Below are 25,672 nucleotides of genomic sequence, written 5' to 3' on the forward strand. Positions count from 1 at the left end.
TCCGGCTGTGACCGTACCTCGAACTCGTGCCGAGTTTAGATTTGCGGGGGTATTCATCCGGGAGAGGCGCGCGGCAAGGGCCGCTCCCGCGCGCGACCGCCCGGCCACTCCGTTGTCACCTGTGTGGTGCCGGAGTGCGGGATCACGGAGCCGTCCGTGGAAATCGGAGGGTTCCGGCTCAGGGGCGCTGGAGCGGGAAGCCGGCTCGGCGCCACAGGTCACGGACCGCGCCGGCCGATGGCGGGGCGGTGCTGTCCGATGTGACCCAGGTCCGGAGGGTGTTGGCGGAGCCGTCGAGCGGGGGCCAGCCAGGATTGCCGTCGGTGGCGAAGCGGACCCATGCGTCGACCATGCGACGGGAGAGCTGGTGGTCCGCGGTGTTCGGTGGCCCGCCGATGAGGAATTCGGCGCCCGTGGCGGTGAGATTGCCGAAGGCGAAAGGGATGTCCGCACAGTGCCAGGCGTGCACCGCTTCCTGCGGGCCGCCGCGCCGACGGGCGAACCGGGAGAGGAAGGACCGGCCGCCGGCGAGGGCATGCTGTTCGGCAAGGCGATTGCTGTACTCGGTGAACGCCATGTCGCCGAGGATCGCAAGGTAGATGTCGAGCACGGGAGCGTGCGGCATCAGCGCGCGGTAGCCCGGAACCAAGGTGTCGGGGAGGCCGAAGTCTCTTGCGAATATCGCCAGTTGTGCGTCGGTGGTGACCCTTGCGCTGCTGCCGACGGCGTCCAGGAGCCAGTACTCGTGCGTCGTGTGGCAGACGAGGAGGTCCACCTCGCGGGCCGCCCCGAGGGCTGTTGTGGACAGCGGGTCGCAGGGCAGGGTGTCGCCGTCGACGACCGGGCCGTAGATCACCGGGTCGTAGTGGCGGCTCCCGGACGCGGGGTGCCGCCGGTAGTGGTCGACAACGTGGTCGGAGGCGGCGACGAGGGTGTGCGGGGCCGTCGACACCAGGTCCGCCGCGGTGACAGGGACGCCGGCCGCCGCGGCCACCTTCCGGGTTGTCTCGGCGGCGAGTTCGGTCGAATGGCAAGGGCCGACGACGCTATGGGCGATGACCCGCCGGAACAGCCCGCGGGCTCGGTCCATCACCATCAGACAGGCGGCCGAGGCCGCACCGGAGGACTGCCCGGCCACCGTCACGTTGGCCGGATCGCCGCCGAAGGCGGCGATGTTGTCCCGCACCCACCGCAGTGCGGCGATCTGGTCGAGCAGGCCCCTATTGTCCGGGTACGGTGACGCGTCGCCGGCCGGGAGGTGGCCGAAGCCTTCGAATCCGAGCCGGTAGTTGAAGGTCACCACGATCACGCCGGCGCCGGCCAGTGCGGTGCCGTCGAAATCGGGCTGAGCGGATGATCCGAACGTGTACGCACCGCCGTGGATCCACACCAGGACCGGCAGCGGGCCGTTGTCGGACGACGGCGCCCAGATGTTGAGCGTCAGGATGTCCTCGTCACCCGGGGACCAGGACGGGGCCCCGGGCAGCTGCGCCGACTGCGGGGCTATCGGGCCGAACTCGTGACATGCGCGGACCCCCTCCCACGGCCGCACCGGGCGCGGTTCCCTGAAACGGTCGGGCCCGAAGGGCGGAGCGGCGTAGGGGATACCGAGGAACGCCAGGACACCAGGGACCGGCCGACGACCCCGTACCGGACCGTCGTTCGTCTTGCGTACGACCACAGTGGCTCCTCCGCCGCGCAGCATCACATCGCCCGCCGGCCTCCCGAAGGCCGCCGGGCCGGAACAGTTCCTAGCCTGCCAGCGGGGCCGGCCTCCGCACCAATACCGAAACCCGCTCGATTGACGCACTCGAGATGTCAATCACCGGCTCGGCCGGCCGCCGCTCCGTGCCGATCAGCGAGGGCCGCTCCCGCACCGGTGATGATCACGCGGTCAGCGGCCGGTCCATCGGGGAAACGGGAGCAGGCAGCACGGTGGAGCCACTCAGGTAGCGGTCCGTCGCAGCCGCGGCGGACCGTCCCTCCGCGATGGCCCACACCACGAGGGACTGGCCGCGTCCGGCGTCACCTGCGATGAAGACCCCGTCCGTGCCGGGGCGGCCGGCTTCTCCGGCGTGCTCCGTCATCCTGGCGGTGAAGGCGGCGTCCCGGGCGTAGTTCCCCCGTTCGTCCAGGGTGAGCCGGAGCTGCTTCTTGAGGCCGGTGCCTCGTTCGGGACCGTAGAAGCCGAGGGCGAGCAGGATCAGATCCGCCGGGATGAGGCGCTCGGTGCCCGGCCGCGGCGCTCTCGTCCCGGGTTCCACCTCGGTCAGACACAACCCACGCACGTGTCCGGTCCGGTCGCCTTCGAAGCGGAGGGTGGCGGAGCCGAACACCCTGGGATCCGTCCCCACCCGCTGCCGGCCCTCCTCGTGGGCGTGGGAGATCCGGTAGACCTTCGGGTAGACGGGCCAGGGCTCGGTGTCTCGCCGGGCCTCGCCCGGTTCCGGATTGATGTCCAGTTGCACCACGGATGCCGCCCCCTGCCGCAGGGCCGTGCCCAGACAGTCCGAGCCGGTGTCTCCGCCACCGATGATCACCACGTGCCTGCCCTCGGCGCTGACCGGGGGAGAGATGTAGTCCCCCTCCCTGACCCGGTTGGCGAGCGTCAGGTAGTCCATGGCCTGATGGATACCGGCCAGCTCGCGACCGGGGACGGGGAGCTCCCGTTGCCCGCCGGCTCCCACGGCGACGACCACCGCGTCGTGACGTCTGAGCAGGTCGGCGGCGTCGAAATCGCTGCCGACGTCCACACCCGTGCGGAACTTCGTGCCCTCCGCCCGCATCTGCTCGATGCGGCGGTTCAAGTGCTGCTTCTCCATCTTGAACGCGGGGATGCCGTAGCGGAGCAGTCCGCCGATGCGGTCGGCACGCTCGTAGACGGCGACGGTGTGACCGGTGCGGGTGAGCTGTTGGGCTGCCGCCAGTCCGGCGGGCCCCGACCCTACGACGGCGACGGTCTTCCCGCTGAGCTGCTCGGGCGGTTGCGGTGCGGCGTACCCGCGCTCCCAGATCTGGTCGGCGATCGCCTGCTCCACGTTCTTGATCGTCACCGGGTCGGCGTTGATGGTCAGCACGCAGGCGTCCTCGCAGGGCGCCGGGCAGAGGCGACCGGTGAACTCCGGGAAATTGTTCGTCGCGTGCAGGCGCTCGGCGGCGGCCCGCCAGTCGCCCCGCGCGGCGTAGGCGTTCCACTCGGGGATGAGATTTCCGAGCGGGCAGCCGCTGTGGCAGAACGGTATGCCGCAGTCCATGCAGCGCCCCGCCTGCAGGGAAATGAGCGGAAGCCGCGCCTGCCCTGCGTAGACCTCGTTCCAGTCGCGCAGGCGTTCCTCGACGGGGCGTGCCGGGACGGGCTGACGGGAGACTTTGAGGAAGCCGTGGGGGTCGGTCACGCTCCGCCTCCATCGCTCAGGTGCGGTGTATCGGCGTTCTGTCCAGCCTACGCCTGCTTCGTTCTGCCTTCATCACCCTGCGAGCGGTCGGTTTCGCCCGCGGCGGCGAGAAACGAAGCGTGGGTTGCGGCGGGCACGTCGACGGTGGATTGATCACGGCCGACGAGATCCGGAAGTGCCGACCCGGTCCGCTGCTCCCGGCGCACCGGTCTCAGGGAGGCCCGGGTCCGGCCCCCCTCCGCTCTCCCGGCAGCCCTTCGCGCCGGGGCCGGATGTCAGTGCCACGTGCTACCAAGATCCCATGACGGATTCCACGTACCGAGAACTCCTGCGGTCCATCGAAGAGTTCGCGGAGCACCTGCCTCCGCATGAGCGACTCGCCCACCTCTTCGGCCTGATCGCCCCGCTGCTCGAACGCGTCGAGCGGGAGGCGGACGAGGTCGGCGACGAGCCGATGCTGTCCCCGCAGGAGGCGGTGCGAGGATTCCGCCGTGCGGCGGCCGGGGAGCCGGTCGATGCCGATGCGATCCACGACAGTCTGACCACGGTCGGGCTGGTCTACTCGGAGGACCAGGACCCCGAGCTGCACGTGATATCCCAGTCGGCTCTTGCCGCGGCCGCCTGGCTGCGCTTGTGGGCGGGGCGCGACCTGCGTACGGAACTCGACGACGGCGATGACCTGATCCCGACGTTCGCGCCGTCGGTGTTCACCCAGGTCGTCGATCTTCTGGCCTGGTCGCGCTCGGGCCAGGTGTACATGTTCTGGGAGGACGCCCTCACCCATCCCGGTCCGGGTGATCTTCCGGCGGCCACCCGCGAGCTGGTCGCGATGCGTCTGGAGCTCACGGCCTGAGCCGAACCGGCGCTCTCCGGGGCCGCCGACGGAACGGCCTGCCTGCCGTCCGGTGGGCCGTCACCGGCTGTCGGGGGTGAGCACCGCGGCTCCGTTCACCCGGTCCGCGGCCAGGTCGGCGAGTGCCCGATCAGCCTGGTCCGGCGGATAGCGGCTGACGGTGACCTGGATGCCGATGCGCTCGGCCAGTTCCAGGAACTCCCGCCCGTCCTGGCGGGTGTTGGAGGTGACACTGCGCAGATTCCGCTCCTGGAAGAGATGCCGCTGGTAATTCAGCACGGGAATGTCGGAGAGGTGGATTCCGGCGACGGCGAGGGTGCCGGACCGGTCCAGCGCTTCCAGGGCCACCGGCACCAGGTCACCCACCGGAGCGAACAGGATGGCCGAGTCCAGCGGTTCCGGCGGGCTCGCGTGGGCACCGCCCGCCGATGAAGCGCCCAGGCGTATCGCGAGTTCACGCGCCTGGGCGGATCGCGTCATCACATGTACGGTCGCGCCCTCGGCCAGGGCGACCTGGGCGGCCAGATGGGCCGACGCGCCGAAACCGTAGATGCCGAGCCGCCCGCCCCTCGGCAGCGCGCTCCGTCGCAGCGACCGGTACCCGATGATGCCCGCGCACAGGAGAGGGGCGAGCAGGGCGGCGTCCCGGGCTGGGGGGAGACGGTAGGCGAACGCCTCGGGGAGGAGGGCCAGGTCGGCGAAGCCGCCATCGGTGTCCCACCCCGTGTAGGTGGAGCGGGGACAGAGGTTCTCCCGCCCCGTCCCGCAGAAGCGGCAGCTCCCGCAGGTACCGCGCAGCCAGGCGCCGCCGACCCGGTCCCCCGCACGGAACAGCGTGACCGCTTCGCCGAGTGCTGCCACCCGGCCGACGATCTCGTGCCCCGGAATGGTCTGCGGACGGTGCGGGGCCAGATCTCCTTCGGCCAGATGCAGATCCGTGCGGCAGACACCGCAGGCTTCCACCTGGAGCAGGAGTTCGCCCCTGCCGGGCGAGACCGTCCGGCGCGGTGCGCGCACGAGGGGACCTGTACGGATGGGCCCGGGCGTTCCGACGGCCCAGCCGCTGACACGCTGCGCGGTGTGATGGGGGAGCCCCATGGTTCCAGCCTGCGACCGCGTGGTGGCTCCGGCAAACCGGCCGTGACGTACCCCGTTGCAGTGGCAGCGCCGCGGGCGCCGGTCAGTCCTCGGAGGGGCCGGCCTGGGGACCGTACAGCTGCAGCAACCGGGTCCGCGTACCGTACAGCCGCGCCGCGACCATCTCGGCCACGTACTTGTACACCGCCCGGCCCAGCACCGCGTCCTCCTCGCACATCGCTTCGACGGTGGCGGCATCGAACTCCAGGGCGTGACCCGCGTGGACCACGCGGGCGCCCAGGCGCCACACGTGCGGCGAGAAGACCCAGGACCAGCCGAGCAGGTCGTCCCGGCCCAGCGTCTCGATGACTGCCGCGCGACGGCCGGGGACATGGAGGTCGATCTCGACCCGGCCGGACCTGATGATCCAGAAACGGTCGGCCCGCCCGCCTTCCCGGAAGACGCGCGAACCGAGAATCAGGGGTACCTCGTGGGCCGCCTCGTCGATGAGACGCTGCCGGCTCTCGGGCGGGAGTGCGTCGAGCAGACTTGAGCGCGTCGCCATGGGCTCCTCCGTCCCTGGTGGACAACGGCGGCCACCGTGCGTGACAGCTCCGTTCACGTGCCTGACCGTCCGGTGTGAACGATAGGCGCGGCTCGGCGCCTCGGCTCGCTCGTGGGCCACCCCTGGACAGGCCGTACGTGCGACCCCGCTGTACCGCATCGGCCGCGTGCCCCGTACGCCGGGCGATTTCCCGGCGATCCGCCCGTTTGGGCCGTACGGGGGGTGCTGCCTGGCCCGGTCGGCCCGAAATTGGATCATCTCCGGCAGGATTGCGGAGGTCGCGTCCGGGCACATACCCGGTGAGCGCCAGGAGGTGGTGGCAGTGAGCCGCATCAGAATCGTCCGTCGACCGCCGCCTCCGTCGGGCCCGCCGCCCCTTGACCTGCGAACCCCGTCCGGGCGGCCGTTGCCGTACTGAGGGAGGACCGCGGCGCCCCGGCGCCGTGCGTTCACGGATGGCGCCGGGGCCCGGATCGTCGGCCGTGACGCGTGCCGGCCGCGGCGGTGCGGCGCCCGCGAAAGCGGGACCCCTGCCGAAGTGGGGCTCCGGGCCGGCCGTGGCAGGCATGCCACGGCCTCTGCCGGGCGCGTGCTCAGCCGCCCCGGGCGGCGTCGATCACACAGAACCGGTTCCCGTCCGGATCGGCCAGGACCACGAAGTCCGGGTCCTCGGGATAGAGGTCCCACGCCACCCGCGTCGCCCCGAGCGCGACCAGCCGTTCCACCTCCGCCGCCTGGTCGGCCGCGTCACGCGCGTACAGGTCCAGATGGACCCGAGGACGATCCTGCGCCGGTGTCCCGCTCCGCCCCAGCGACAGCTGCACCCCGGCCCCTTCCGGGGGCCGCAGCACCGTCCAGCTGTCGTCGATCGCGTCGCGCGGTACGTATCCCAGCGCCCGCGTCCAGAAAGCGGCCGCACGCGGTACGTCCGACACGCCCAGCACCACCGATCCGATGTTCAGCATGACGCCGAGTCAAGCAGACGCCGGCGCAACGGGACCCGGGGCCCTCCGCCCGGTCGATGCGACACGCGGACACCCCGGCTACGGCGGGCTGCGCGGTCCGGCGCCGAGCGAGCCGGCCCTCTCCACGGGCACCCCCGGTACCTCCTGGCCGGCTCGCTGCCCGTGATCCCCGACGGGCGCAGGACGACAGGCACGGCACCTCGCTGCGTTGCCGGAACGCCCGGATACGCCCAGTATGAGGACGCCCCTGCGGCCGGCGACGCACCTCATCCGACGCCGCGCGCCGACCCACCACGGATCGCATGACAGCCCTTGGGGCCGACGAGGGGCCGAGCCGCAGACCGACGGAGACTCCCATGGCGATGAAACTCGAAACACGTGACGTGGCCCCGCGCCTTGTCACCGGTGCGTTCTTCCTGAACTCAGGGCTGAGCAAGTTGAAGGCGGACGCGGAGACGGCCGCGGCCGTGCACGGTATGGCGTGCGTCGCCTATCCGTTCCTCAAGAAACTGGACGCGGCACGCTTCACCAGGCTGCTCGCCTGGTCGGAGATCACGGTCGGCGGAACACTGCTCGTGCCCTTCGTCCCGACCCGACTGGCGGGACTGGCCCTGACCGGTTTCTCCGGTGGCCTGGTCGGTCTCTACCTCCGGGTCCCCGGCCTGCGTGAGCCCGGCAGCCTGCGGCCCACCCAGGCAGGCATTCCGCTGGCCAAGGACTCCTGGTTGCTGGGGATGGGAATCGGCTTCCTCGGGGCGGGGCCACGCGGAGCAGGCGGAAACGCCTCCAGGCGCTGTCGCCGACCGCGCTGACGGGCCGTGCGACGACGTACCGGAGTCCGGTCGGCGGCACGGGGCCGTACGCGAACCGAGGCCGGCGGGCCGCGCGGGCGCGTGTCGGTGGCCGGGCCCGGGTGCGCGAGCGGGGATGGTGTTCGCATGAACAGCGCAGACCTTTTGACGGATGCGTTCACACGTATTCAGGAATCGGTCCATTCGGCGGTGGAGGGCCTCTCCGCCGGCGACCTGAACGCCCGGCTCGACGACGGTGCGAACTCGATCGCATGGCTCGTGTGGCATCTCACCCGGGTCCAGGACGACCACGTCTCGGACGCGGCCGGTGTGGAACAGGTCTGGTTCGCCCAGGACTGGGTCTCCCGGTTCGACCTCCCCTTCGAGAAGGGGGCCACCGGGTACGGGCAGAGCAGCGGACAGGTCGCGGCCGTGCAGGTGGACTCGCCCGACCTGCTGCTCGGCTATCACGACGCCGTTCACGAACAGAGCGTCGAGTTCATCCGCGGGCTCGACGGCAGGTCCCTGGCGCGCGTCGTGGACGAGTCCTGGTCGCCGCCGGTCACCCTCGGCGTCCGCCTGATCAGCGTCATCGCGGACGACCTGCAGCACGTGGGCCAGGCGGCGTTCGTCCGGGGCTCGCTCGAACGCCGGTAGAAGCGGACACGGACGGGATCCGGGCATGCAGATCGTTGTCGACCTCAACCGCTGCCAGGGCTACGCGCAGTGCGTTTTCCTCGCCCCTCAGGTGTTCGAGCTGCATGGCGAGGAGGCACTGATGTTCACGCCGGCCGTCCCCGGCGCTCAGCACGAACGCGTCCGCCGGGCGGCGGCGGCCTGTCCGGTGCAGGCCATCCTCGTCGGCGAGCCGGCAGGCATCGGAGTCCGGTGAACGGACCGGACCGGATCGTTGTCGTCGGGGCGTCACTGGCAGGTCTGCGTGCCGCCGAGACACTGCGCGAGGAAGGCTTCGCCGGATCGCTGACCCTGGTGGGGGAGGAGCCACATCCCCCGTACGACAGGCCCCCGCTGTCCAAGCAGGTGCTGCTCGGGCGGGTGCGCGCGCAGGACGTCGGGCTGCCGGGCCGCCGCGAGGTGGACGCACGGTGGAGGCTCGGAGTGCGCGCCGCCGGGGTCGACCTGATCGGGAAGAAGGTGACTCTCGCCGACGGTGAACAGCTCGCCTACGACCGGCTGCTGATCGCCACCGGAACCCGGGCCCGCCCCTGGCCGAACCCCGGCGAAGCCCGACTGGACGGCGTGCTCACCCTGCGTACCAACGACGACGCGGCCCGCCTCGCCGAACGCCTCGACGCCGGTCCGCGCCGGGTGCTGGTGATCGGCGCAGGGTTCACCGGCTCGGAGATCGCCTCCGCGTGCCGGGAACGCGGCCTCGAAGTGACCGTCGCCGAACGCGGACCCTCGCCCCTCGTCGGCGCGCTCGGCGGGACGCTCGGCGGCTACGCCGGGAAGCTGCAACGCGCACACGGGGTCGACCTGCGCTGCCGTGTGACCGTCACCGCGCTGAGAGGCAGCGAAGGCCGGCTCACCGGCGCCGACTTCTCCGACGGAGGCCGGATCGATGCCGACGTCGCCGTGGTCGCTCTGGGCGCCGTCCGCAACGTCGAATGGCTCGACGGATCGGGCCTGGCCGCGGGCCCCCGGGGCATTGCCTGCGACGCGGGGTGCCGTGCCTTCGACATGTACGGGATCGTCACCGACGATGTCTTCGTCGCCGGAGACGTGGCGCGTTTCCCGCACCCGCTCTTCGACTACCAGATGCTCTCCCTCGAACACTGGGGCAACGCGGTCGCACAGGCCGAGGTGGCGGCCCACAACATGATCAGCCCCGGTCCACGGCGACGCCCGCACCTGACGGTGCCCGCCTTCTGGTCCAGCCAGTTCGGCCTCAACATCAAATCCGTGGGCGTACCGACCTTCTCCGACCAAGTGGTGATCGCCCAGGGCTCGTTGCGCGAGGGGCGCTTCGTCGCGGTCTACGGCTACCGCGGACGTGTCACCGCCGCCGTCAGTGTGAACCGAGCCAAGTGGCTGGAGTACTACCGGTACCTCATCGAGACGGCCGCACCGTTTCCGCCCGGGCCCGGTGCCGCCGACCGGCCGGGTCCGCCCGTACCCGTCCCCTCCGACGTACCGGCCCCGCAACTGCTCTCGCACGGCCCGACCGTGGCTCTCACCGGTCATCTGCCGGACCGGCATCTCACCCTCGTGCCGACCCCGGCCGCCGACCCCCGTCGATGAGGAGCTCCGACCATGCCCCCGAACACCCTCTTCGAGCGCATCACCGACTACGCGAACCGCGCCGACCCCTATCCGCTCTACGCGGAGCTGCGCGAGAGCGGAGTCGTGCGACAGGACAACGGCAGCTACCTGGTGGGCACTTACCACGAGATCGCCGCTCTGCTCCATGACCCGCGGATCAGTTCGGACCTCGGCAACCGCAAGGACCCCGACCCGGACGTGGCCCTGGCCAGGTCGGACGACATGCCGCCGGCCTTCATCGGTGTCGACGACCCCGAACACGACCGGCTCCGCCGCCTCGCCATGCGCCCCTTCGGGCCGCCGCACTCCCCGGGGCGGATCGACGCCCTGCACGGCGACATCACCCGGATCGCCGAGGAACTGATCCGGTCGTTCCGGGACAAGGGCCGGATCGATCTCGTCGAAGACTTCGCCTATCCGCTTCCCGTCACCGTGATCTGCGGTCTGCTGGGCGTGCCGCAGGAGGACGTGGAGCGCGTCCGCGCCTGGACGAACGCCGTCATCGCCGGTTTCGACCCCACTCCGGGTGACGACCCGGCGCAGCGCCGGAAAGCCGCCCAGGAGGCGCGGTCGGCCATGGCGACATACCTGGGCGATCTGGCGGAGGACCGGCGCCGCCACCCGACCGGAGACATGCTTTCCGCCCTCGCGAACGACGAGGGGCCCGAGGGGCGTCTCACCCGGCCGGAACTGATGGCCACAGCCGTACTGCTGCTCATCGCCGGACACGAGACGACCGTCAACCTGATCACCAACGGCATGCTCACCCTGTTCCGCCACCCCGAGGTCATGGAGCAGTTGCGTGCCGCGCCGGAGCTCATTCCGAGGGCGGTGGAGGAATTGCTGCGTTACGAGCCGCCCGTCCAATTCCTGCCCCAGCGCTCGCCGCTCACCGACATCGACGTCGCGGGCATCACCGTTCCCCGGGGCTCCGCGTTGATTCTGGTGCTCGCCTCCGGGAACCGCGATCCCCGGAGGTTCGACGACCCGGACCGCTTCGACCCGATGCGGAGGGACAATCAGCACTTCGGGTTCGGCAGCGGCATCCACAACTGCTTCGGCGCCCCGCTCGCCCGGATCGAGGCGCAGATCGCACTCGACGCGCTCCTTCGCGTCCTCGACGGCACACGGCTGATCGAGGACCCGCCCCCGTACCGGCGCAGCCCCGTGCTGCGCGGTCCCCGCCACCTCCTGATCGGGTGCGGCGCAGGAGAGTAGGCCGCCGCCATCGGCCAGCGGGTCCCCTGCCCGGGCCTGCTGGGCCGTGGCGCACGGATCCCCGGACCGGGGCCGTGCCGGCCTGGCGAAGGTGGCTCAGGCGGGCTGGGTGAAGGTACCGGGGCTGCCGGTGGTGGCCCGCCACTCGGGGGCCCGCTCGGGGCTTGCCTGGGCGAGTGCCTGCCGGACGCCGTCGGCGTCCTTGTCGGTGGTGTACACCGGGGTGCCCGGCTGCTGGCGCCACGACTCCTCGATCTCCCCGGCGGCGACCGGATCAAAGCCGAGCGTGTCCACCACGTCCATCACGATCGCCCGGGCGGCCCTGTCGTCCCCTGCCACGGGCAGCGCGATACGCCCGGGGGTTCCGGCCGGCAGGCCGTTGTCCGAGAGATGCTGCGCGTAGATGTTGTTGAACGCCTTGATCACCGGCCGCTTCAGCCGTGTCTCGACCCACCGGCTCTCCGGCATGCCGTCCTCGATCTCGTCGATGCGGCCGTCCCGCTGCTGCGGGTAGTAGTTCCCGGTGTCGACGACGATCAGTTCGTCGGCGGCCCCGTCGAAGATCCCGGCCGGCAGGTCGGGAACCCGGAACTGCGGAATCGTCACCACGACGAGTTCCGCCCTGCGGGCCACCGCCTCCACCGGAACGTTGTGTGCGCCGGTCGCCGAGGCGAGGTCGACGAGGGTGTGCGGGCCTCGCGAGTTGGCGACCGACACATCGTGCCCGAGTTCGGACAGACGCCGGGTCAGAGTGCCGCCGATGTTTCCGGCGCCGATGATGCCGATCTTCACGACTGCTCCTGAACAGGAGAGGGCGGGGGACAGGGGGAACAGCGCAGGAGCGGACAGCTGCGCGCGGACGACGACGCCCGGCGGGCTGTCCGTGCCCGAATCTCCAGACTGTGAGAGGCCGCTACCGAGTGCAACCCGGGGGACGAGCGCCTCGCGGCCGTCTCCGCCCGGCCGGCGACGGCCCGGAGGCGTGGGGGACGGGCTTCGCGAGCGGCGGCCCGGGTGCCGGTCCCGTTCCCGGAGTCACCTTGCGGGACCGGATTCTTGCGGGACCAGGGTGGATTCCGCCCGTACGGTTCCGCCGGACGGGGTGCGCAGCTGCCGGGCGCCGGCCCGTACCCGTGGGACCCCGGACAGCACCACCGCGAACCCGGGATTGCGCCGCAGGCGTGACGTCCGGCCGAGGGACCGACGGGGACGGCGCCGGGGCCCTGCGGTTGCGTATTGCGGCAACATGAATATTTTTCCGGGACGTTGACGAAAAAATCGCGCCCTCACCATGCTGAGCGCCATGCACTCTCAAGGTGGCCCTCTCGCGCGTCTCAGACGCGGGCACGAGGAACGCGTACTCGGCCTGCTGCGCCGGCACGGCCCGCAGAGCCGCGCCGAGCTGGGGCGCCGGGCAGGGCTGTCGCGCACGACGCTGTACGACATCGTCGGAACCCTGGTCGCGAGCGGTGCCGTCGTCTCGTCGGCGGCGAATCCGGGACCCCGCAGGCGTGGTCGTCCGGTCGAACGTCTGACGCTCGACCCGGCGGCCGGGCAGGCCGTCGGGATCGACTTCGCGCGCCGCGCCGTCCATGTGGCCGCGGCCAATGTCGCGCACGAGGTGATCGGATCCGCGAGCCTGGCGCACCCACCGGAGCTCTCCTGGGAGGGCCGGGTCGAACTGGCCGAGCGGCTGGTGGCGTCGCTGGCCGGCGGCACACTGCGGCTGTCGGCGCTCGGTGCGACCGGTGCGATCGGCGTGGGTGTGGTGGGGCCGGTACTCCAGGCCGGCGATGACGGACCGGACGGGCCGCACGCGGTCCTGGACGAGCTGCTCGGGAAGCGGTTCGGCGCGCCGGTGCTGCTGGACAACAACACCAGGCTCGCCGCACTCGCCGAGTCCACCTGGGGCGTGGCGGCCGGCAGCCGGGACGTCCTGTACCTCCGGCTCTCGCACGGGGTCGGCGGCGGTCTCGTGGTCAACGGCTCGCTGCACCGGGGCGCCGAGGGTCTCGCGGGCGAGCTCGGGCACATCACCGCCGACCCCCGCGGCGGCCCCTGCGAGTGCGGCGGCACCGGGTGCCTGGAGACGGTCGCATCGGTGGGCGCAGTCCTCGAGGCCTTCCGTGCCCGTGGCGGGCACGCCGCCGAGATGCCCGCTCTCCTGACGGCGCTCGCATCCGGCGACCGGGTGGCGCACGACGTATTGCGGGCGGCCGGAACACGGATCGGAGCGGTACTCGCCGCGGTCGTCAACGCCGTCGGCCCCGGCGTGATCGTGCTCGGCGGCGAACTCGCCGAGGCCGGAGAAGCTTTGCTCGCACCGGTCGGACAGGCGCTCGACGCGCACGTACTGCCCCTCGCCAGGGACCGCGTGTCGGTACGGCGCGCCGCGCTCGGCGAAGCGGGCGGAGCCCATGGCGGGGTGGCCCTCGCCCTCCACGAATCGCCCCTGCTCGCCCGCTACCCGGGCCCCGAACACCCCGAGGACGACGCATGAGTTCCCCACAGTCCCCCGTCCAGGTGGTGGCCGCGCAGGGCAAGGCTCTTCCGGCCCGTGCCCGTGTGCCCCGGCGCCCGCGCCTTCCCGCTCTCGGCCTCAACCTCACCGCGCTGGCGGCCGGTGTGGCGGTGTGGGCGCTGCTCGCCTCGGTCGGCGTGCAAGCGCTGCCCGGTCCGCTCGCCGTGGCCGACAGGGCGGGCGAACTCATCGCCGACGGCACACTGGCCGGTGACGCGGCGGCCAGTCTGCGCCGCGTCCTCACCGGTTTCGCGCTCGGCACCCTCGCGGCGGTGCCGGTCGGATTCCTCATGGGCTGGTACCCGTTGGCCCGCGGTCTGCTGGAGCCGTTCGTGCAGTTCTTCCGTACGATTCCGCCGCTGGCCATGATTCCGTTGGCGATCGTCCTGCTGGGCATCGGCGAGGTGCCCAAGGTGTTCGTGATCTTCCTGGCGGCCTTTCTGTCGAGCGTCGTCGCGGCGTTCCAGGGCGTCGTCGGAGTCGACCGGACACTGATCGACGCGGCGCGCGTGCTCGGTGCGCGCGACGGGACCATTTTTCTGAAGGTCGTGGTGCCCGCGTCCGCCCCGTTCATCCTCGTCGGGATGCGAATCGGACTCGGGTCGGCCTGGGGAACGCTGGTGGCCGCCGAACTCATCGCCGCCCAGGAAGGGTTGGGCTTCCGGATGCAGCAGGCGCAGCTCTACTACGACCTTCCCACCATCTTCGTCGGACTGATCACCATCGGCGTCCTCGGTCTGCTGATGGACCGGTTGCTGCAACTCGCCGAACACCGACTCACCCGCTGGCAGGAAACCCGATGAACGCGAAGATCTCCTTCCGGAACGTGTCCCGGACCTTTCCGATGAAGCACACCACGTTCACCGCTCTGGACGACGTGTCACTCGACATCGGGGACCGGGAGTTCGTCACCGTGGTGGGCCCGTCCGGATGCGGCAAGAGCACCCTTCTCAGCCTGGCGGCCGGTCTCACCACCCCGACGTCGGGCGAGGTCCTGGTCGACGGGGCGCCGGTGACCGGTCCCGGACCGGACCGGGGCGTCATCTTCCAGCAGTACGCGCTCTTCCCCTGGCTGACCGTACGCGGCAACGTCGAGTTCGGGCTGAAGCTGACCTCCGTGCCGCCCGCGGAACGCAGGCGCAGGGCCCAACGGGCCATCGAGCTGGTCGGACTCGGTGACTTCGCCGACGCGCTCCCCAAGACCCTGTCCGGCGGGATGAAACAACGCTGTGCCATCGCCCGCGCCTACGCGGTGGATCCCCAGGTCCTGCTCATGGACGAGCCGTTCGGGGCCCTGGACGCACTCACCAGGGTCCAGCTGCAGGACCAGTTGCTGGACACCTGGAACCGGGAGCGGCGCACGGTGCTGTTCGTCACGCACGACGTGGACGAGGCCGTGTACCTCGCCGGGCGCGTCGTGGTGATGGCGGCCCGGCCCGGTCGCGTCCACACGGCCGTCGACGTGGACCTGCCGTATCCGCGTACCGAGGCCATCCGCCTCTCGCCCGAGTTCGCCCGGATCCGCAACACCGTGTGGCAGGCCGTCTACCACCAGCCCGTCCCCACCGCCTGACGCTGCCGGGACCCGGCAGCGACCTTCCGTCACCACCCCTCTCACAAGGATCACTTCGCCATGCGTATACCTCAGCCTGCTCTGGCGGCGGCCGCCGCCGTGTCCGTCCTGGCACTCTCCGTCACGGGATGCTCCGGCGACTCCGCCGCCGACGGCGGAACGACGGTCCGGTTCGGTTACATCAGTGACTACAACGGGGCGAGCCTGCTGGCCATCGCCGACAAGCAGGGCCTCTGGAAGAAGGAGGGACTGTCGCCCCGTTACAAGGTCTTCACCAACGGCCCCGTCCAGATCCAGGCCCTGGGCGCGGGCGACCTCGACTACGGCTACATCGGACCCGGCGCGATGTGGCTGCCCGCCTCCGGCAAGGCGAAGGTCGTCGCCGTGAACACCCTCGCCTACGCCGACCGGGTCATCGCCCAGCCCGGCATCACCTCCATGATGGACCTCAAGGGCAAGAAGGTGGGCGTGCCCGAGGGCACCTCCGGCGACATGGTCCTCAACCTCGCCCTGCAGAAGGCGGGAATGACGACGAAGGACATCAAGAAGGTCCCGATGGACCCGTCCACCGTGGTTTCCGCCTTCGTCTCCGGTCAGATCGACGCCGCCGGCCTCTGGTACCCCCTGATCGACACCATCAAGGCCAGGAGGCCGGGCCTGACCGAGGTGGCCAGCACCAAGGAATTCTCCGGCAAGGCATTCCCCACCGCATTCGTGGCCGGCAACGCGACGAAGTCCACGATCGACACCAAGGTCGTCAAGGTGCTCCAGCGGGCGAACGACTGGCGCGCGGACCACCCCGACGAGGCGATCGACGCCGCGGCCGCCCTGCTGAAGGTCGACCGCGCGAAGGTGGCTGCCGACGCGGCCCACGTGACGACCATGTCCACCGCCGACCTGGTCGCGAAGACCGAGGACGGCACCGTCGACTCCTGGTTGAACAGCCTCGGCGACTTCTTCGTCGGCACGGGCCAGCTGAAGTCGGCACCGGCGCCGGACACGTACTACGAGGGTGACCTCTACACGAAGGCGTACGGCAAGTGAACCTGTTGTTCCTGATGACCGATCAGCACCGGGTGGACACCCTCGGCTGCTACGGCAACCCCCACATCGCCACCCCCCACCTGGACCGGCTCGCAGCCACCGGGACACGCTTCGACCGGTTCTACACACCGACCGCGATCTGCACCCCGGCCCGCGCCAGCCTGCTCACCGGGCAGGCCCCCTTCCGCCACCGGCTACTCGCCAACTACGAGCGAAACGTGGGGTATCTGGAGGATCTGCGCGAGGACGCCTTCACCTTCCCGTCGGCGCTGAGCGAGCGTGACTACCAGCTCGGGCTGATCGGCAAGTGGCACGGCGGCACCCACCGCAACGCCGCCTCCTACGGCTTCGACGGACCCGACCTGCCCGGCTGGCACAACCCCGTCGACCATCCGGACTACCTGGCCTACCTGGAGGAACGCGGACTGCCGCCGTACCGCATCTCCGATCCGGTCCGCGGTACGGCACCGGGCGGCAACCCGGGCAATCTGCTCGCGGCGCGACTGCACCAGCCGGTCGAGGCGACCTTCGAGTACTACCTCGCCACCCGGGCCATCGAACAACTGGAACGGTATGCCGCGGACGGCCGGCCGTTCTTCCTCGCGACGCACTTCTTCGGCCCGCACCTGCCCTACCTGCTCCCCGACGGCTACTTCGACCTGTACGACCCCGGACTCGTCGAACTGCCCGCGTCGATCGCCGAGACCTTCGAGGGAAAACCTCCCGTGCAGCGCAACTACAGCGCCCACTGGACCTTCGACACCCTTCCGATCGAGGTCAGCCGCAAACTGATCGCCGTCTACTGGGGATACGTCACCCTCATCGACGAGCAGATCGGCCGCATCCTGACCCGTCTGGACGAACTGGGTCTGGACGACACCACATCGGTGTTCTTCACGGCCGACCACGGCGAGTTCACCGGTGCGCACCGCCTGCACGACAAGGGCCCCGCCATGTACGAGGACATCTACCGCATCCCCGGCATCGTGCGGATCCCCGGGGCGGCCCCGCAGGTGCGGGACGAGCTCGTCGGTCTGACGGACTGCACCGCGACCCTCCTCGACCTGGCGGGCTGCGACCCCTCACCCGCCGTGGACAGCCGCTCCCTGGTCCCGCTGGTGCGCGGCGAGCACCCGGACTGGCCGCAGGAGCTGGTTGCCGAGTTCCACGGCCACCACTTCCCGTACCCGCAGCGGATGATCCGCGACGACCGCTACAAACTCGTCGTCAACCCCGAGTCCGTGAACGAGCTCTACGACCTGACGGGGGACCCGCACGAACTCAGCAACCGGTACGAGCACCCCGAGTTCGCCCCGGTACGCGGCCGTCTGATGCGTCGGCTCTACGAACTCCTGCGCGACCGGGGCGACAACTTCTACCACTGGATGACATCGATGTACGACATCGGTGCCTCGGACCACGACCCGAGCCTCAGCTCCTTCGAGACCGGTGGCACGGCCTGGACCGCATCCGCGGCCCCGGGCGGGACGATCACGGAGACACGATGAGACGCATGGGCACGACCATCCGCCGGCGGTCCGTCCCGCGCTGGGCCGCCGGACTCGCCGCGCTGATATGGCTGTCCGCCCTGGGTACCGTGCCGTCCCAGGCGGCGCACGCGCCCCGCGGCGGGGCGGCGCACCGCTCCATCGCGACGTACACCAACCCGGTGTCCGCCGGGGCCGTCGACACCTTCCCGGACCCGTCGATGATCCGCGGCAAGGACGGTCTCTGGTACGCGTACGGCACCCAGAACCCGGTCTTCCAGAGCAAGGGCGAGGACGGTGAGCGCATCCTGCCGATCCTGCGCTCGGCCGACATGGTGACCTGGGAGTACGCGGGAGAGGTCTTCACGCCGGCCACCCAGCCTTCCTGGCACGGTGGTTCGCGGTTGTGGGCCCCCGACGTGCACTACGCGTTCGGCCGGTACTACCTCTACTACTCCGTGCCGGGCCGCGGCACGGTCGGTCTCGTCACGGCCCCCACTCCCACCGGCCCCTGGACCGACCGGGGCTCCGTGCTCCCGGCACCGAGCGGCTGCCCGGCGGGCAACATCGACCAGGCACAGTTCACCGACACCGACGGAACCCCCTACCTCTACTGGGGCAGCTACGACACGATCTGCGTGGCGGAACTGAACGGCGACCGGACCCGCACCGAAGGCGCCGTCACCCAGGTCGCCCGCGGCCGCCGTGTCGAGGGCGGGTTCGTCGTACGGCACGACGACTTCTACTACCTCTTCTACTCCGACGGGGGCTGCTGCGACGGCGCGTACAGCGGCTACCAGGTGAAGGCCGGGCGCTCGACCAGCCCCACCGGCCCGTTCACCGATGACGAGGGCACCGATCTGATGGCGCTCACCAGCAAAGCGGGCGTCGTCGTCGGCGCCGACGGCAACCGGTGGACCGGGCCGGGCCACAACGCGATCCAGACCGACCTCGCCGGCCAGGACTGGCTGGTCTACCACGGCATCCCCGCCGACTCCCCGGACCTGGCGCCGGCGTCGAACGGCTCGCTGAAGCTGTCCCGGCGCCCCATGCTCATCGACCGGCTCGACTGGATCGACGGCTGGCCCGTCGTACGGGCGGGCGAAGGCCCCTCGGACGGCCCGACGACTGCTCCGGTGACCACCTGGGCCGCCGGCGGCACGTTCAACGAGGCGGGCCTGTCGGGCTGGCGCCCGCAAGGTGACAACACCACCGGCTGGTCGGCGGCGTCGGAACAGGACGCCCACGGCTATGTCACGCACACCCCGTCGGGCAGCGGTCCCGCCTATCTGGTCTCCGCCGCCGACGCACCTGCGGAGTTGCGGGCCGAGGCCGACCTCAGGGTCGCCTCGCCCGACGGCGCGGCGGGCCTCGCCTTCGCCTACCGGGACCCAGGGAACCAGGTCGTCGCCTGGCTCGACCGCGCACGCTCCGCGCTCGTCACCGAAGTCCGGGTGGGTGGCACCAGCAGGGGAGAGCGGACCAGCGCCCTGCCGGCCGGATTCTCCTGGGACACCTGGCACAACGTCGCCGTGGAGACGCGCGGCACCCGGATGACCGTCGAGGTGACCGGCGACCGGCTGCGCGACCCGGTGGCCTCGCAGACCCGCGACCTGCCCGCAGTCGCGGTCCGCGCGGGTGCGGTCGGCGCGGCTGTACGCGGTACGGGCGCCGCCGCGGACAACGTGGGCGCGGCGGCCCTCGCCCACCCGGTGACGGTCCGTGCGGACGTGGCGCAGCCGGGGAAGCTGCTCACCGGCCACAGCGACGAATTCGACTCGACCACGGTCCCCGGCACGACGGCCGGCTCACCGTGGCAATGGGTCCGCGGCCCGGCCGCCGGAGTCGCGATGGCGGGCGGCTCCCTCACATGGCCCACCCAGGACGCCGAGCTCCACCTCGGTGACAACAGCGCCTCGGTACTCGTTCGGGACGCGCCGGAGGGCGACTACACGGTCGAGACGAAGCTGCGTTTCGCCCCGGACCGGGATGCGCAGCAGGCGGGCCTCGTCCTGTACGAGAACGATGACCGCTGGCTGAAGCTCGTCCACTCGGTGCTGCCGCTCAACAACGGGAACGGTGCCCTTCTCCACGTGACCGAATTCGGCAAGGAGGGTGAACGTCCCACCACCACCCCGCCGACCCCGGTCGCCAACGGGCCCATGTTCGGGGGGCCGACCGCCGATACGCTGTGGCTCCGCCTGACGCACCGTCTGGACGCCGCCGCCCAGGAGCACGAGGTCCGCGCGTCCACGAGTCGCGACGGCATCCACTGGTCCCGCGGCAGCGTCTGGACCCTTCCCGTCAAGGGGGACCTGAAGATCGGTCTGATTTCCCTGAACCGCTCGGGAGCCGTGGCCGGTTTCGACTACGTGCGGACCTACGGCGCGTCGCGGCGGTCACACTGACCGGTCACCGTCGGGCAGGGCCGTGCAGGTGTGCGTGCGAGGGCGAGCGCACACCTGCACGGAGTGTCCACGCTCCCGGAACCGGCCGGGCGGAGCCGAGGCTGCTCAGACGTTCGGCCGGAGCACCGGATCCGGCAACGGGTACACGGCGAGCGAGAACGAATGCCCCGCGGGATCCATGTAGACCCTGACATCGCGCGGACCGCTGTTGTCCTTCGTGTCGACCGGCCTCGCGCCCAGACCGATCGCTTCACGCTCCGCCTCGTCCATGTCGCCGCGGCCCACCAGTATCCGCAGATGCGCCTGCTGGGAGTCCTCCGGGCGCGGCCAGCTCGGTGGCGCGTAGCCGTGGTCGCGGTGGATCGCCAGATGTACGCCGCTGTGTCCGACGATCTCCACGAAGTCGGGATCATTTCCGATCCTTGTCTCCGCGCCGAGCAAGTGGGAGTAGAACTCGGCCAGTTCCAGCGGTTCGGCACAGTCCAGAACCAGGACGCTCGTCTTCTCGACAGTCATGTTCCCCGGCTACCCCGGGTCCGTCCGCTCACGCCGGGCCGCACGTGACCCGCTCCCGGGGCCGTCCGAACGGAGCCGGATGCGACCCCCGGCCCGGCAGCCCGTCCGAGGGGGCGTCACATCGTCGGCGCACCCGGCGGGGACCCCGGCTTCCTGTCGTCGGGCCCGCGTCGCGGAGCGCTGTCCTGTGACGTGACCGCCGAGAGCGGCGTGGCGATCTGCTCCAGCGACTTCTGTTCTGCGGCCACCGCGAAGAAGACGGCCACCAGGCCCGCGATCACCATCAGGGCCGCCCCCACACAGAACGCGAGAGCGGCGTCCGCGACGACTCCGCTCTGCGTCAGGCCCGCGAAGATCAGGGGACCGGAGATGCCACCGGTCGCCGTCCCGATCGCGTAGAAGAAGGCGATCGCCATGGCCCGCGTCTCCATCGGGAAGATCTCACTGACTGTCAGGTACGCCGAACTGGCACCCGCCGAGGCGAAGAACAGGACGACGCACCAGCACAGCGTCATGGTGACGGCGTCGAGCCGTCCGGCATCGAACAGCCAGGCGGTGAGGAACAGCAGCACACCGGAGAGGATGTACGTCCCCGCGATCATCGGCCGGCGGCCCCAGGTGTCGAAGAGACGGCCCAGGAACAGTGGGCCCAGGAAGTTGCAGAACGCGATGGCGGCGAAGAAGTAGCCGGTTGTTCCGGTGGAGACGTCGAAGAACGTGACCAGGATCGAGCCGAAGCCGAAAGTGATCGCGTTGTAGAGGAACGCCTGCCCGACGAAGAGCGCGAAGCCGAGCGTCGCACGCTTGGGGTAGTCACGGAAGACGGTCTTCCCGATCTCGATGAAGCCGATGCTGCGGCGCTGTTCGACGGTGATCTCGGTCTCTGCCGCGGGGAGCGGGCGGCCCGTCTCCTCCTCGATCTCCCTCTCCACTTCGTCGACGAGCTCTTCCGCGCCCTCGGACCGTCCGTGGATGAACATCCACCGCGGGCTCTCCGGCACATGGCGGCGTACGAGAAGGATGACCAGTCCCAGGACGACGCCGAGGGCGAACGTCAGCCGCCAGCCGACATCCTTGGGGAAGATGTCGGTGTCGAGTGCGAGGACCGACAGCAGGGCGCCGCCCATCGCCCCCAGCCAGTAACTGCCGTTGATGATCAGGTCCACCCGGCCCCGGAACCTGCTGGGGATCAGTTCGTCGATGGCGGAGTTGATGGCCGCGTACTCGCCGCCGATGCCGAACCCGGTCAGGAAGCGGAAGAGGAAGAACCACCAGACGGAGAAGGAGACGGCGGTGAGAGCGGTCGCCGCGAGATAGACGGTGAGTGTGAGCAGGAAGAGCTTCTTGCGGCCGTGACGGTCCGTGAGCCAGCCGAAGAAGAGGGCGCCGGAACAGGCCCCCGCCACGTAGAGCGCTGCCGCCACGCCCGTGACCTGGGCGCTGCTGATCGGCAGACCGCTGCCGGGCTCGGAGAGCCGGCCGGCGATGTTCCCGACGACGGTCACTTCCAGGCCGTCCAGGATCCAGACGGTGCCCAGGCCGATGACGATCATCCAGTGCCATCGGGACCACGGCAGGCGGTCCAGTCTCGCGGGGACCTTCGTCGTGACCGTTCCGGTGACCGCTTGTCCGCTTCGGCTCATGGACTCCGCCTCCTGGGAGGGCGGCTTCCGGCGCCGCCCTTGGCGCCGAGGCCGGGTACCCCGGGGCCAAGGGGATAAACAGCACCATGGGTCGAGGCCCTGGTGGAGAGGGCGCGCCGGTTGTCCATCAGGGTGTACGAGCAGAAACACGAGGGTGTACGAGCAGTGGGTCCATGAGCAGAGGTGTGCGAGGTGCACTGCGCGGCCACGGGCCGTGCAGGTCGCGTTCAGCGTCACCACACGGTGCGCCGGGGTTGCGGGACACCTCCGCCCTGTGGAACCGCCCCGGAGAGGTCACTCACCGGGGCGAAAGCGGCTGGTGCAGCCTAACCCTGTCGAGGGCCGCCCTTGGGGTCCTGGGGGTCCACCCCCGTGCCGGCCGACGCGTCCTTGGTCCCGCTGGGCCGACCCGAGTGGCCCTTGCTGCCCGTGTCGTGCAGGCCCTTTTCCTTGGACCGCCCGGCCAGGTCCTCACCTCGACGGCTGGTGCTCTTTGCGGTGTCGGCGGGAACGCCCGTCTTCTCTTCCTTGGACACCTTTCGCCCGCTCCCCGAGTCCGGTGCGTATTCCTCGGGATGGAAGGAGCGATGGGCGCTCGGGTTGTCCTGCTGGTGGGTCTCGTCGACATCCGACGACCAGCCGTGCTGGTGCTTTCCACCGTGCCGACTCGGTCCTTCGCCGTGCGATGGCTGGGATGGCTTCCGTTGCTCGGACATGAAATGCCCTCCATCGAGGTTCGGTCTTCCGGCCCGTAGGGCCCGGGTACCGGCCCACGAGCTGACAGGGCAATTCTTTCATGTGCCCGTAAACCGGTCATATCGAACGGAAGGAAGGCCCGGACGCCGGCGTTGTCACGCTGTGTGATGAACTGCAGCGGCGCGATCTGCTTCGCGGGCGGCGCGTGACCCGGGAAATTCCCGGCGGCCCGGCAGCCGAGGGGCCCGGTTCAGCGCTGCGGGCCTCGCCGGCTCAACTCGACCGGGCCCACGCATAACGGTGTTCCGGCCGGCCGGTGTCGCCGTACTTGAGGCTGAGGCTGATGCGGCCCGCGCTCTCCAGGTACTTGAGGTATCGCTGGGCGGTGGAACGGCTCAAACCGGCGCGGGCGGCGACCTCGTGGGCGGACAGCGGTTCGTCGGCTGCGGCCAGGACGTGACGGATGACGTCGGCGGTGGGAGCGGAGTGCCCCTTGGGCAGCCCGGCCGCGGCGACGGCCTCAGGGGTGCGGAGCGCCCCGAATATCTGGTCCACCTGCTCCTGGCCGGCCTCGCCCCGGCCGCCGCCCACCCCTTCGAGAGTGCGGCGCAGGGCCGCGTAGCTCTCCAGCTTGGAACGCAGACCGTTGAAGTTGAAAGGCTTGACCAGGTACTGCAGGGCGCCGTAGCGCATGGCGGTCTGGACGGTCGTGACATCGCGAGCCGCCGTCACCATGATCACGTCTGCCTGGTGGCCGCGCTGGCGCAGTCGCCGTACCAGCGTCAGTCCCGTCTCGTCCGGAAGGTAGTGATCGAGAAGCACGAGGTCGACATGGTCGCGTTCCAGCACGGACAGCGCCTGCGCAGCGGTGTGCGCACGGGAGACGACGCGGAAACCGGGCACCTTGGCCACGTACGCCGCGTTGATCTCGGCCACACGGAAGTCGTCGTCCACGACGAGGACGTCGATCATTGCAACTCTCCCACTTCGGTCAACTGCCGGACGGCGAGCGTCTCGGGCAGGACGACGGTGAAGACCGCGCCACCGCCGGCCCGGGCACTGACGCGGGCAACGCCTCCGTAACGCTCTGCGAGACGGCGTACCAGCGCCAGGCCGAGCCCGCGGCCCCGGTGCGCGGGCGACTTCTTGGTGGACCAGCCCTCGGTGAAGATCTGTTCGCGCATGTCGGGCGCCACCCCCGGACCGTTGTCGCTGACCCGAAGCACCGCCGTGGTGCCCTCCGTCAGGAGCTCGACCTCGATGAACGAGGCGACGTCCAGTGCGTTGTCGATGAGGTTGCCGAGGACGGTCACCAGGTCGCGGGGGTCGACCACCACGTCGGGCAGGAGGGTGCCGGGGGAGATGTGCAAGGATGCGCCCCGCTCCGCCGCGATGGCCGTCTTGCCCACCAGCAGCGCGGACAGCAGAGGGTCCTTGACGCGCTCCGTCACCTGTTCCGCCGATGCCCGGTGACCGTCGGCCACCTCCACGACGAACTCCACCGCCGCTTCGTGCCGCCCGAGTTCCAGCAGGCCGAGCAGGGTGTGCAACCGGTTGGCGTGCTCGTGGTCCTGAGCGCGGAGCGCGTCGAGGAGCCCGTGTGTGGCGTCCAGTTCGCGGCCGAGCAGCTCCAGCTCCGTGCGGTCGCGCAGGGTGACCACGGCCCCGCCGTCCCCGGTCGGCATGCGGTTGGCGAGCAGGACACGCCCCCTGCAGACGGTCAGCAGGTTCGCCCCGTCGACGCGACCTGCCAGCACTTCCGCCGTGCGGCCCGGGGGCAGTACCTCGCCCAGCTCACGTCCGACCGCGTCCGGGGTCAACTCCAGCAGGCGCTGCGCCTCGTCGTTGAGGAGCCGTATCCGTCCCCGGGCGTCGAGCGCGAGAACCGCTTCGCGAATGCTGTGCAGCATGGCCTCGCGCTCGTCCAGCAGTGCGGAGATGTCGGCGAAGGCAAGCCCATGGGTGCTGCGCTGCAGGCGACGCGAGACGGCGAGGGCCGCCAGCACCCCCGCGGCGAGTGCGGTGCCCGAGTAGAGGAGGAGCCCGGGAATGGTTCCGAGCAGCCGCTCACGGACGCTGTCGTAGGCGATTCCCACCGAGACGGCGCCGATGACTGCCCCGTGCTCGTCGCGCAGGGGGACCTTGGCCCGTGCGGAGCGCCCCAGGGTTCCGTTGTCGATCTGCATGATCTCCCGGCCGGCGAGAGCCGTGCTGGGATCGGTGGAGACGTGCCTGCCGATCTGCTCGATGTCGGTGTGCGACCAACGGACCCCACGGGTGTCCATGACCACGATGTAGAGCGCACCGGTGGCCCGGCGGATCCGCTCCGCCTCGGCCTGCACCGGTCCGTCGGGGCTGGGGTCGCTGCCCGTCAGGTGCTGCGCCAGTTCGGGTTCGGCGGCGGCGGTCTGGGCGATGGACAGGGCCTGACGCATCGCCTGGTCGTCGAGCTGATGGCTGAGCGGGGCGAGGAAGAGCCCCGTGACGAGCATGACCACCCCGGTCGTGATGGCCACCTGGGTGAACAGGACCTGGGCGAAGACGCGGCGGGGCCAGTGAATCCGCATGCGTACGCACTCTGCCTTCCGCCGGCCCTGGAATCCGAAGCTCCGCTTGACTTGTGTGAACGCAACGTAA

Annotated in this window: 23 protein-coding genes; 12 read left to right on the forward strand and 11 right to left on the reverse strand. The window is 70.6% G+C overall.

Features of this window, described 5'->3' with window-relative positions:
• Positions 1-178: 178 nt before the first annotated feature.
• Entirely contained in the window at positions 179-1,705 is a 1,527-nt protein-coding gene (locus tag ACFVXE_RS23610; protein ID WP_389673814.1) for a carboxylesterase/lipase family protein, read from the reverse strand.
• A 181-nt stretch (positions 1,706-1,886) separates the two neighbouring features.
• Positions 1,887-3,395 carry a glutamate synthase subunit beta gene (locus ACFVXE_RS23615; RefSeq protein WP_389673816.1) on the reverse strand — a complete coding sequence of 503 codons (1,509 nt, stop codon included), beginning with the start codon at positions 3,393-3,395 and terminating at the stop codon, positions 1,887-1,889.
• Positions 3,396-3,696: 301 nt separating this feature from the next.
• Here ACFVXE_RS23615 and ACFVXE_RS23620 point away from each other — a divergent pair, with 301 nt between their 5' ends.
• Positions 3,697-4,248 (forward strand): hypothetical protein, encoded by a 552-nt coding sequence (locus ACFVXE_RS23620; RefSeq protein WP_389673818.1) that lies wholly within the window; start codon positions 3,697-3,699, stop codon positions 4,246-4,248.
• Between the two features lie 60 nt (positions 4,249-4,308).
• Here the strand turns inward: ACFVXE_RS23620 and ACFVXE_RS23625 are convergent, their stop codons facing one another.
• From ACFVXE_RS23625 to ACFVXE_RS23635, 3 genes are all read right to left on the reverse strand, one after another.
• Positions 4,309-5,346 (reverse strand): zinc-binding alcohol dehydrogenase family protein, encoded by a 1,038-nt coding sequence (locus ACFVXE_RS23625; RefSeq protein ID WP_389673819.1) that lies wholly within the window; start codon positions 5,344-5,346, stop codon positions 4,309-4,311.
• Between the two features lie 82 nt (positions 5,347-5,428).
• Complete coding sequence (locus ACFVXE_RS23630) at positions 5,429-5,890, reverse strand: cyclic nucleotide-binding domain-containing protein (RefSeq protein ID WP_389673821.1); 462 nt, start codon at positions 5,888-5,890, stop codon at positions 5,429-5,431.
• A gap of 593 nt (positions 5,891-6,483) precedes the next feature.
• On the reverse strand, positions 6,484-6,855 hold the full coding sequence (locus tag ACFVXE_RS23635; protein WP_389673823.1) for a VOC family protein: 372 nt from the start codon (positions 6,853-6,855) through the stop codon (positions 6,484-6,486).
• A gap of 356 nt (positions 6,856-7,211) precedes the next feature.
• Between ACFVXE_RS23635 and ACFVXE_RS23640 the strand changes: the two genes are divergently transcribed.
• The 5 genes from ACFVXE_RS23640 to ACFVXE_RS23660 all read left to right on the forward strand — a co-directional run bounded on the left by ACFVXE_RS23640 (position 7,212) and on the right by ACFVXE_RS23660 (position 11,147).
• The gene (locus tag ACFVXE_RS23640) at positions 7,212-7,667 is read left to right on the forward strand and encodes a hypothetical protein (protein ID WP_389673917.1); all 456 of its coding nucleotides are present in this window, start codon (positions 7,212-7,214) and stop codon (positions 7,665-7,667) included.
• 126 nt (positions 7,668-7,793) lie between these two features.
• On the forward strand, positions 7,794-8,303 hold the full coding sequence (locus ACFVXE_RS23645) for a DUF664 domain-containing protein (RefSeq protein WP_389673825.1): 510 nt from the start codon (positions 7,794-7,796) through the stop codon (positions 8,301-8,303).
• A 25-nt stretch (positions 8,304-8,328) separates the two neighbouring features.
• Positions 8,329-8,538 carry a ferredoxin gene (locus tag ACFVXE_RS23650; RefSeq protein ID WP_389673827.1) on the forward strand — a complete coding sequence of 70 codons (210 nt, stop codon included), beginning with the start codon at positions 8,329-8,331 and terminating at the stop codon, positions 8,536-8,538.
• Complete coding sequence (locus ACFVXE_RS23655; protein ID WP_389673829.1) at positions 8,535-9,908, forward strand: NAD(P)/FAD-dependent oxidoreductase; 1,374 nt, start codon at positions 8,535-8,537, stop codon at positions 9,906-9,908. Before ACFVXE_RS23650 ends, ACFVXE_RS23655 begins: the two co-directional genes overlap by 4 nt.
• A 12-nt stretch (positions 9,909-9,920) precedes the next feature.
• Positions 9,921-11,147, forward strand: a complete 1,227-nt coding sequence (locus tag ACFVXE_RS23660) for a cytochrome P450 (RefSeq protein WP_389673831.1) — start codon at positions 9,921-9,923, stop codon at positions 11,145-11,147.
• Between the two features lie 96 nt (positions 11,148-11,243).
• Here the strand turns inward: ACFVXE_RS23660 and ACFVXE_RS23665 are convergent, their stop codons facing one another.
• On the reverse strand, positions 11,244-11,939 hold the full coding sequence (locus ACFVXE_RS23665) for an NADPH-dependent F420 reductase (RefSeq protein WP_389673832.1): 696 nt from the start codon (positions 11,937-11,939) through the stop codon (positions 11,244-11,246).
• A 499-nt stretch (positions 11,940-12,438) separates the two neighbouring features.
• On the opposite strand from ACFVXE_RS23665, the gene ACFVXE_RS23670 reads away from it, so the two are divergent.
• From ACFVXE_RS23670 to ACFVXE_RS23695, 6 genes are read left to right on the forward strand one after another with little or no spacing between them, the layout of a single operon-like run.
• On the forward strand, positions 12,439-13,647 hold the full coding sequence (locus ACFVXE_RS23670) for an ROK family protein (protein WP_389673834.1): 1,209 nt from the start codon (positions 12,439-12,441) through the stop codon (positions 13,645-13,647).
• Complete coding sequence (locus ACFVXE_RS23675) at positions 13,644-14,471, forward strand: ABC transporter permease (RefSeq protein ID WP_389673836.1); 828 nt, start codon at positions 13,644-13,646, stop codon at positions 14,469-14,471. Before ACFVXE_RS23670 ends, ACFVXE_RS23675 begins: the two co-directional genes overlap by 4 nt.
• Positions 14,468-15,241: an ABC transporter ATP-binding protein gene (locus ACFVXE_RS23680; protein WP_389673838.1), complete on the forward strand. Its 774-nt coding sequence runs from the start codon at positions 14,468-14,470 to the stop codon at positions 15,239-15,241. Before ACFVXE_RS23675 ends, ACFVXE_RS23680 begins: the two co-directional genes overlap by 4 nt.
• A 60-nt stretch (positions 15,242-15,301) precedes the next feature.
• Positions 15,302-16,285: an aliphatic sulfonate ABC transporter substrate-binding protein gene (locus ACFVXE_RS23685; protein ID WP_389673839.1), complete on the forward strand. Its 984-nt coding sequence runs from the start codon at positions 15,302-15,304 to the stop codon at positions 16,283-16,285.
• Positions 16,282-17,793 carry a sulfatase-like hydrolase/transferase gene (locus ACFVXE_RS23690; protein WP_389673841.1) on the forward strand — a complete coding sequence of 504 codons (1,512 nt, stop codon included), beginning with the start codon at positions 16,282-16,284 and terminating at the stop codon, positions 17,791-17,793. The genes ACFVXE_RS23685 and ACFVXE_RS23690 overlap by 4 nt, the downstream gene beginning before the upstream one ends.
• 5 nt (positions 17,794-17,798) lie before the next feature.
• On the forward strand, positions 17,799-20,180 hold the full coding sequence (locus tag ACFVXE_RS23695; protein WP_389673843.1) for a family 43 glycosylhydrolase: 2,382 nt from the start codon (positions 17,799-17,801) through the stop codon (positions 20,178-20,180).
• A 105-nt stretch (positions 20,181-20,285) separates the two neighbouring features.
• On the opposite strand, the gene ACFVXE_RS23700 is transcribed toward ACFVXE_RS23695, so the two are convergent.
• The 5 genes from ACFVXE_RS23700 to ACFVXE_RS23720 form a co-directional block, all read right to left on the reverse strand.
• Entirely contained in the window at positions 20,286-20,696 is a 411-nt protein-coding gene (locus ACFVXE_RS23700) for a VOC family protein (protein ID WP_389673845.1), read from the reverse strand.
• Between the two features lie 116 nt (positions 20,697-20,812).
• The gene (locus tag ACFVXE_RS23705) at positions 20,813-22,339 is read right to left on the reverse strand and encodes an MFS transporter (RefSeq protein ID WP_389673847.1); all 1,527 of its coding nucleotides are present in this window, start codon (positions 22,337-22,339) and stop codon (positions 20,813-20,815) included.
• Between the two features lie 326 nt (positions 22,340-22,665).
• Complete coding sequence (locus tag ACFVXE_RS23710; protein WP_389673849.1) at positions 22,666-23,055, reverse strand: hypothetical protein; 390 nt, start codon at positions 23,053-23,055, stop codon at positions 22,666-22,668.
• A 253-nt stretch (positions 23,056-23,308) separates the two neighbouring features.
• Positions 23,309-24,007, reverse strand: coding sequence for a response regulator (locus ACFVXE_RS23715; RefSeq protein WP_389673850.1), 699 nt, complete (start codon positions 24,005-24,007; stop codon positions 23,309-23,311).
• On the reverse strand, positions 24,004-25,602 hold the full coding sequence (locus tag ACFVXE_RS23720) for an ATP-binding protein (protein ID WP_389673852.1): 1,599 nt from the start codon (positions 25,600-25,602) through the stop codon (positions 24,004-24,006). Before ACFVXE_RS23720 ends, ACFVXE_RS23715 begins: the two co-directional genes overlap by 4 nt.
• Between the last annotated feature and the right edge of the window lie 70 nt (positions 25,603-25,672).

Origin of the sequence: Streptomyces sp. NPDC058231, from assembly GCF_042882275.1 — a bacterium.
GTDB lineage: Bacteria > Actinomycetota > Actinomycetes > Streptomycetales > Streptomycetaceae > Streptomyces.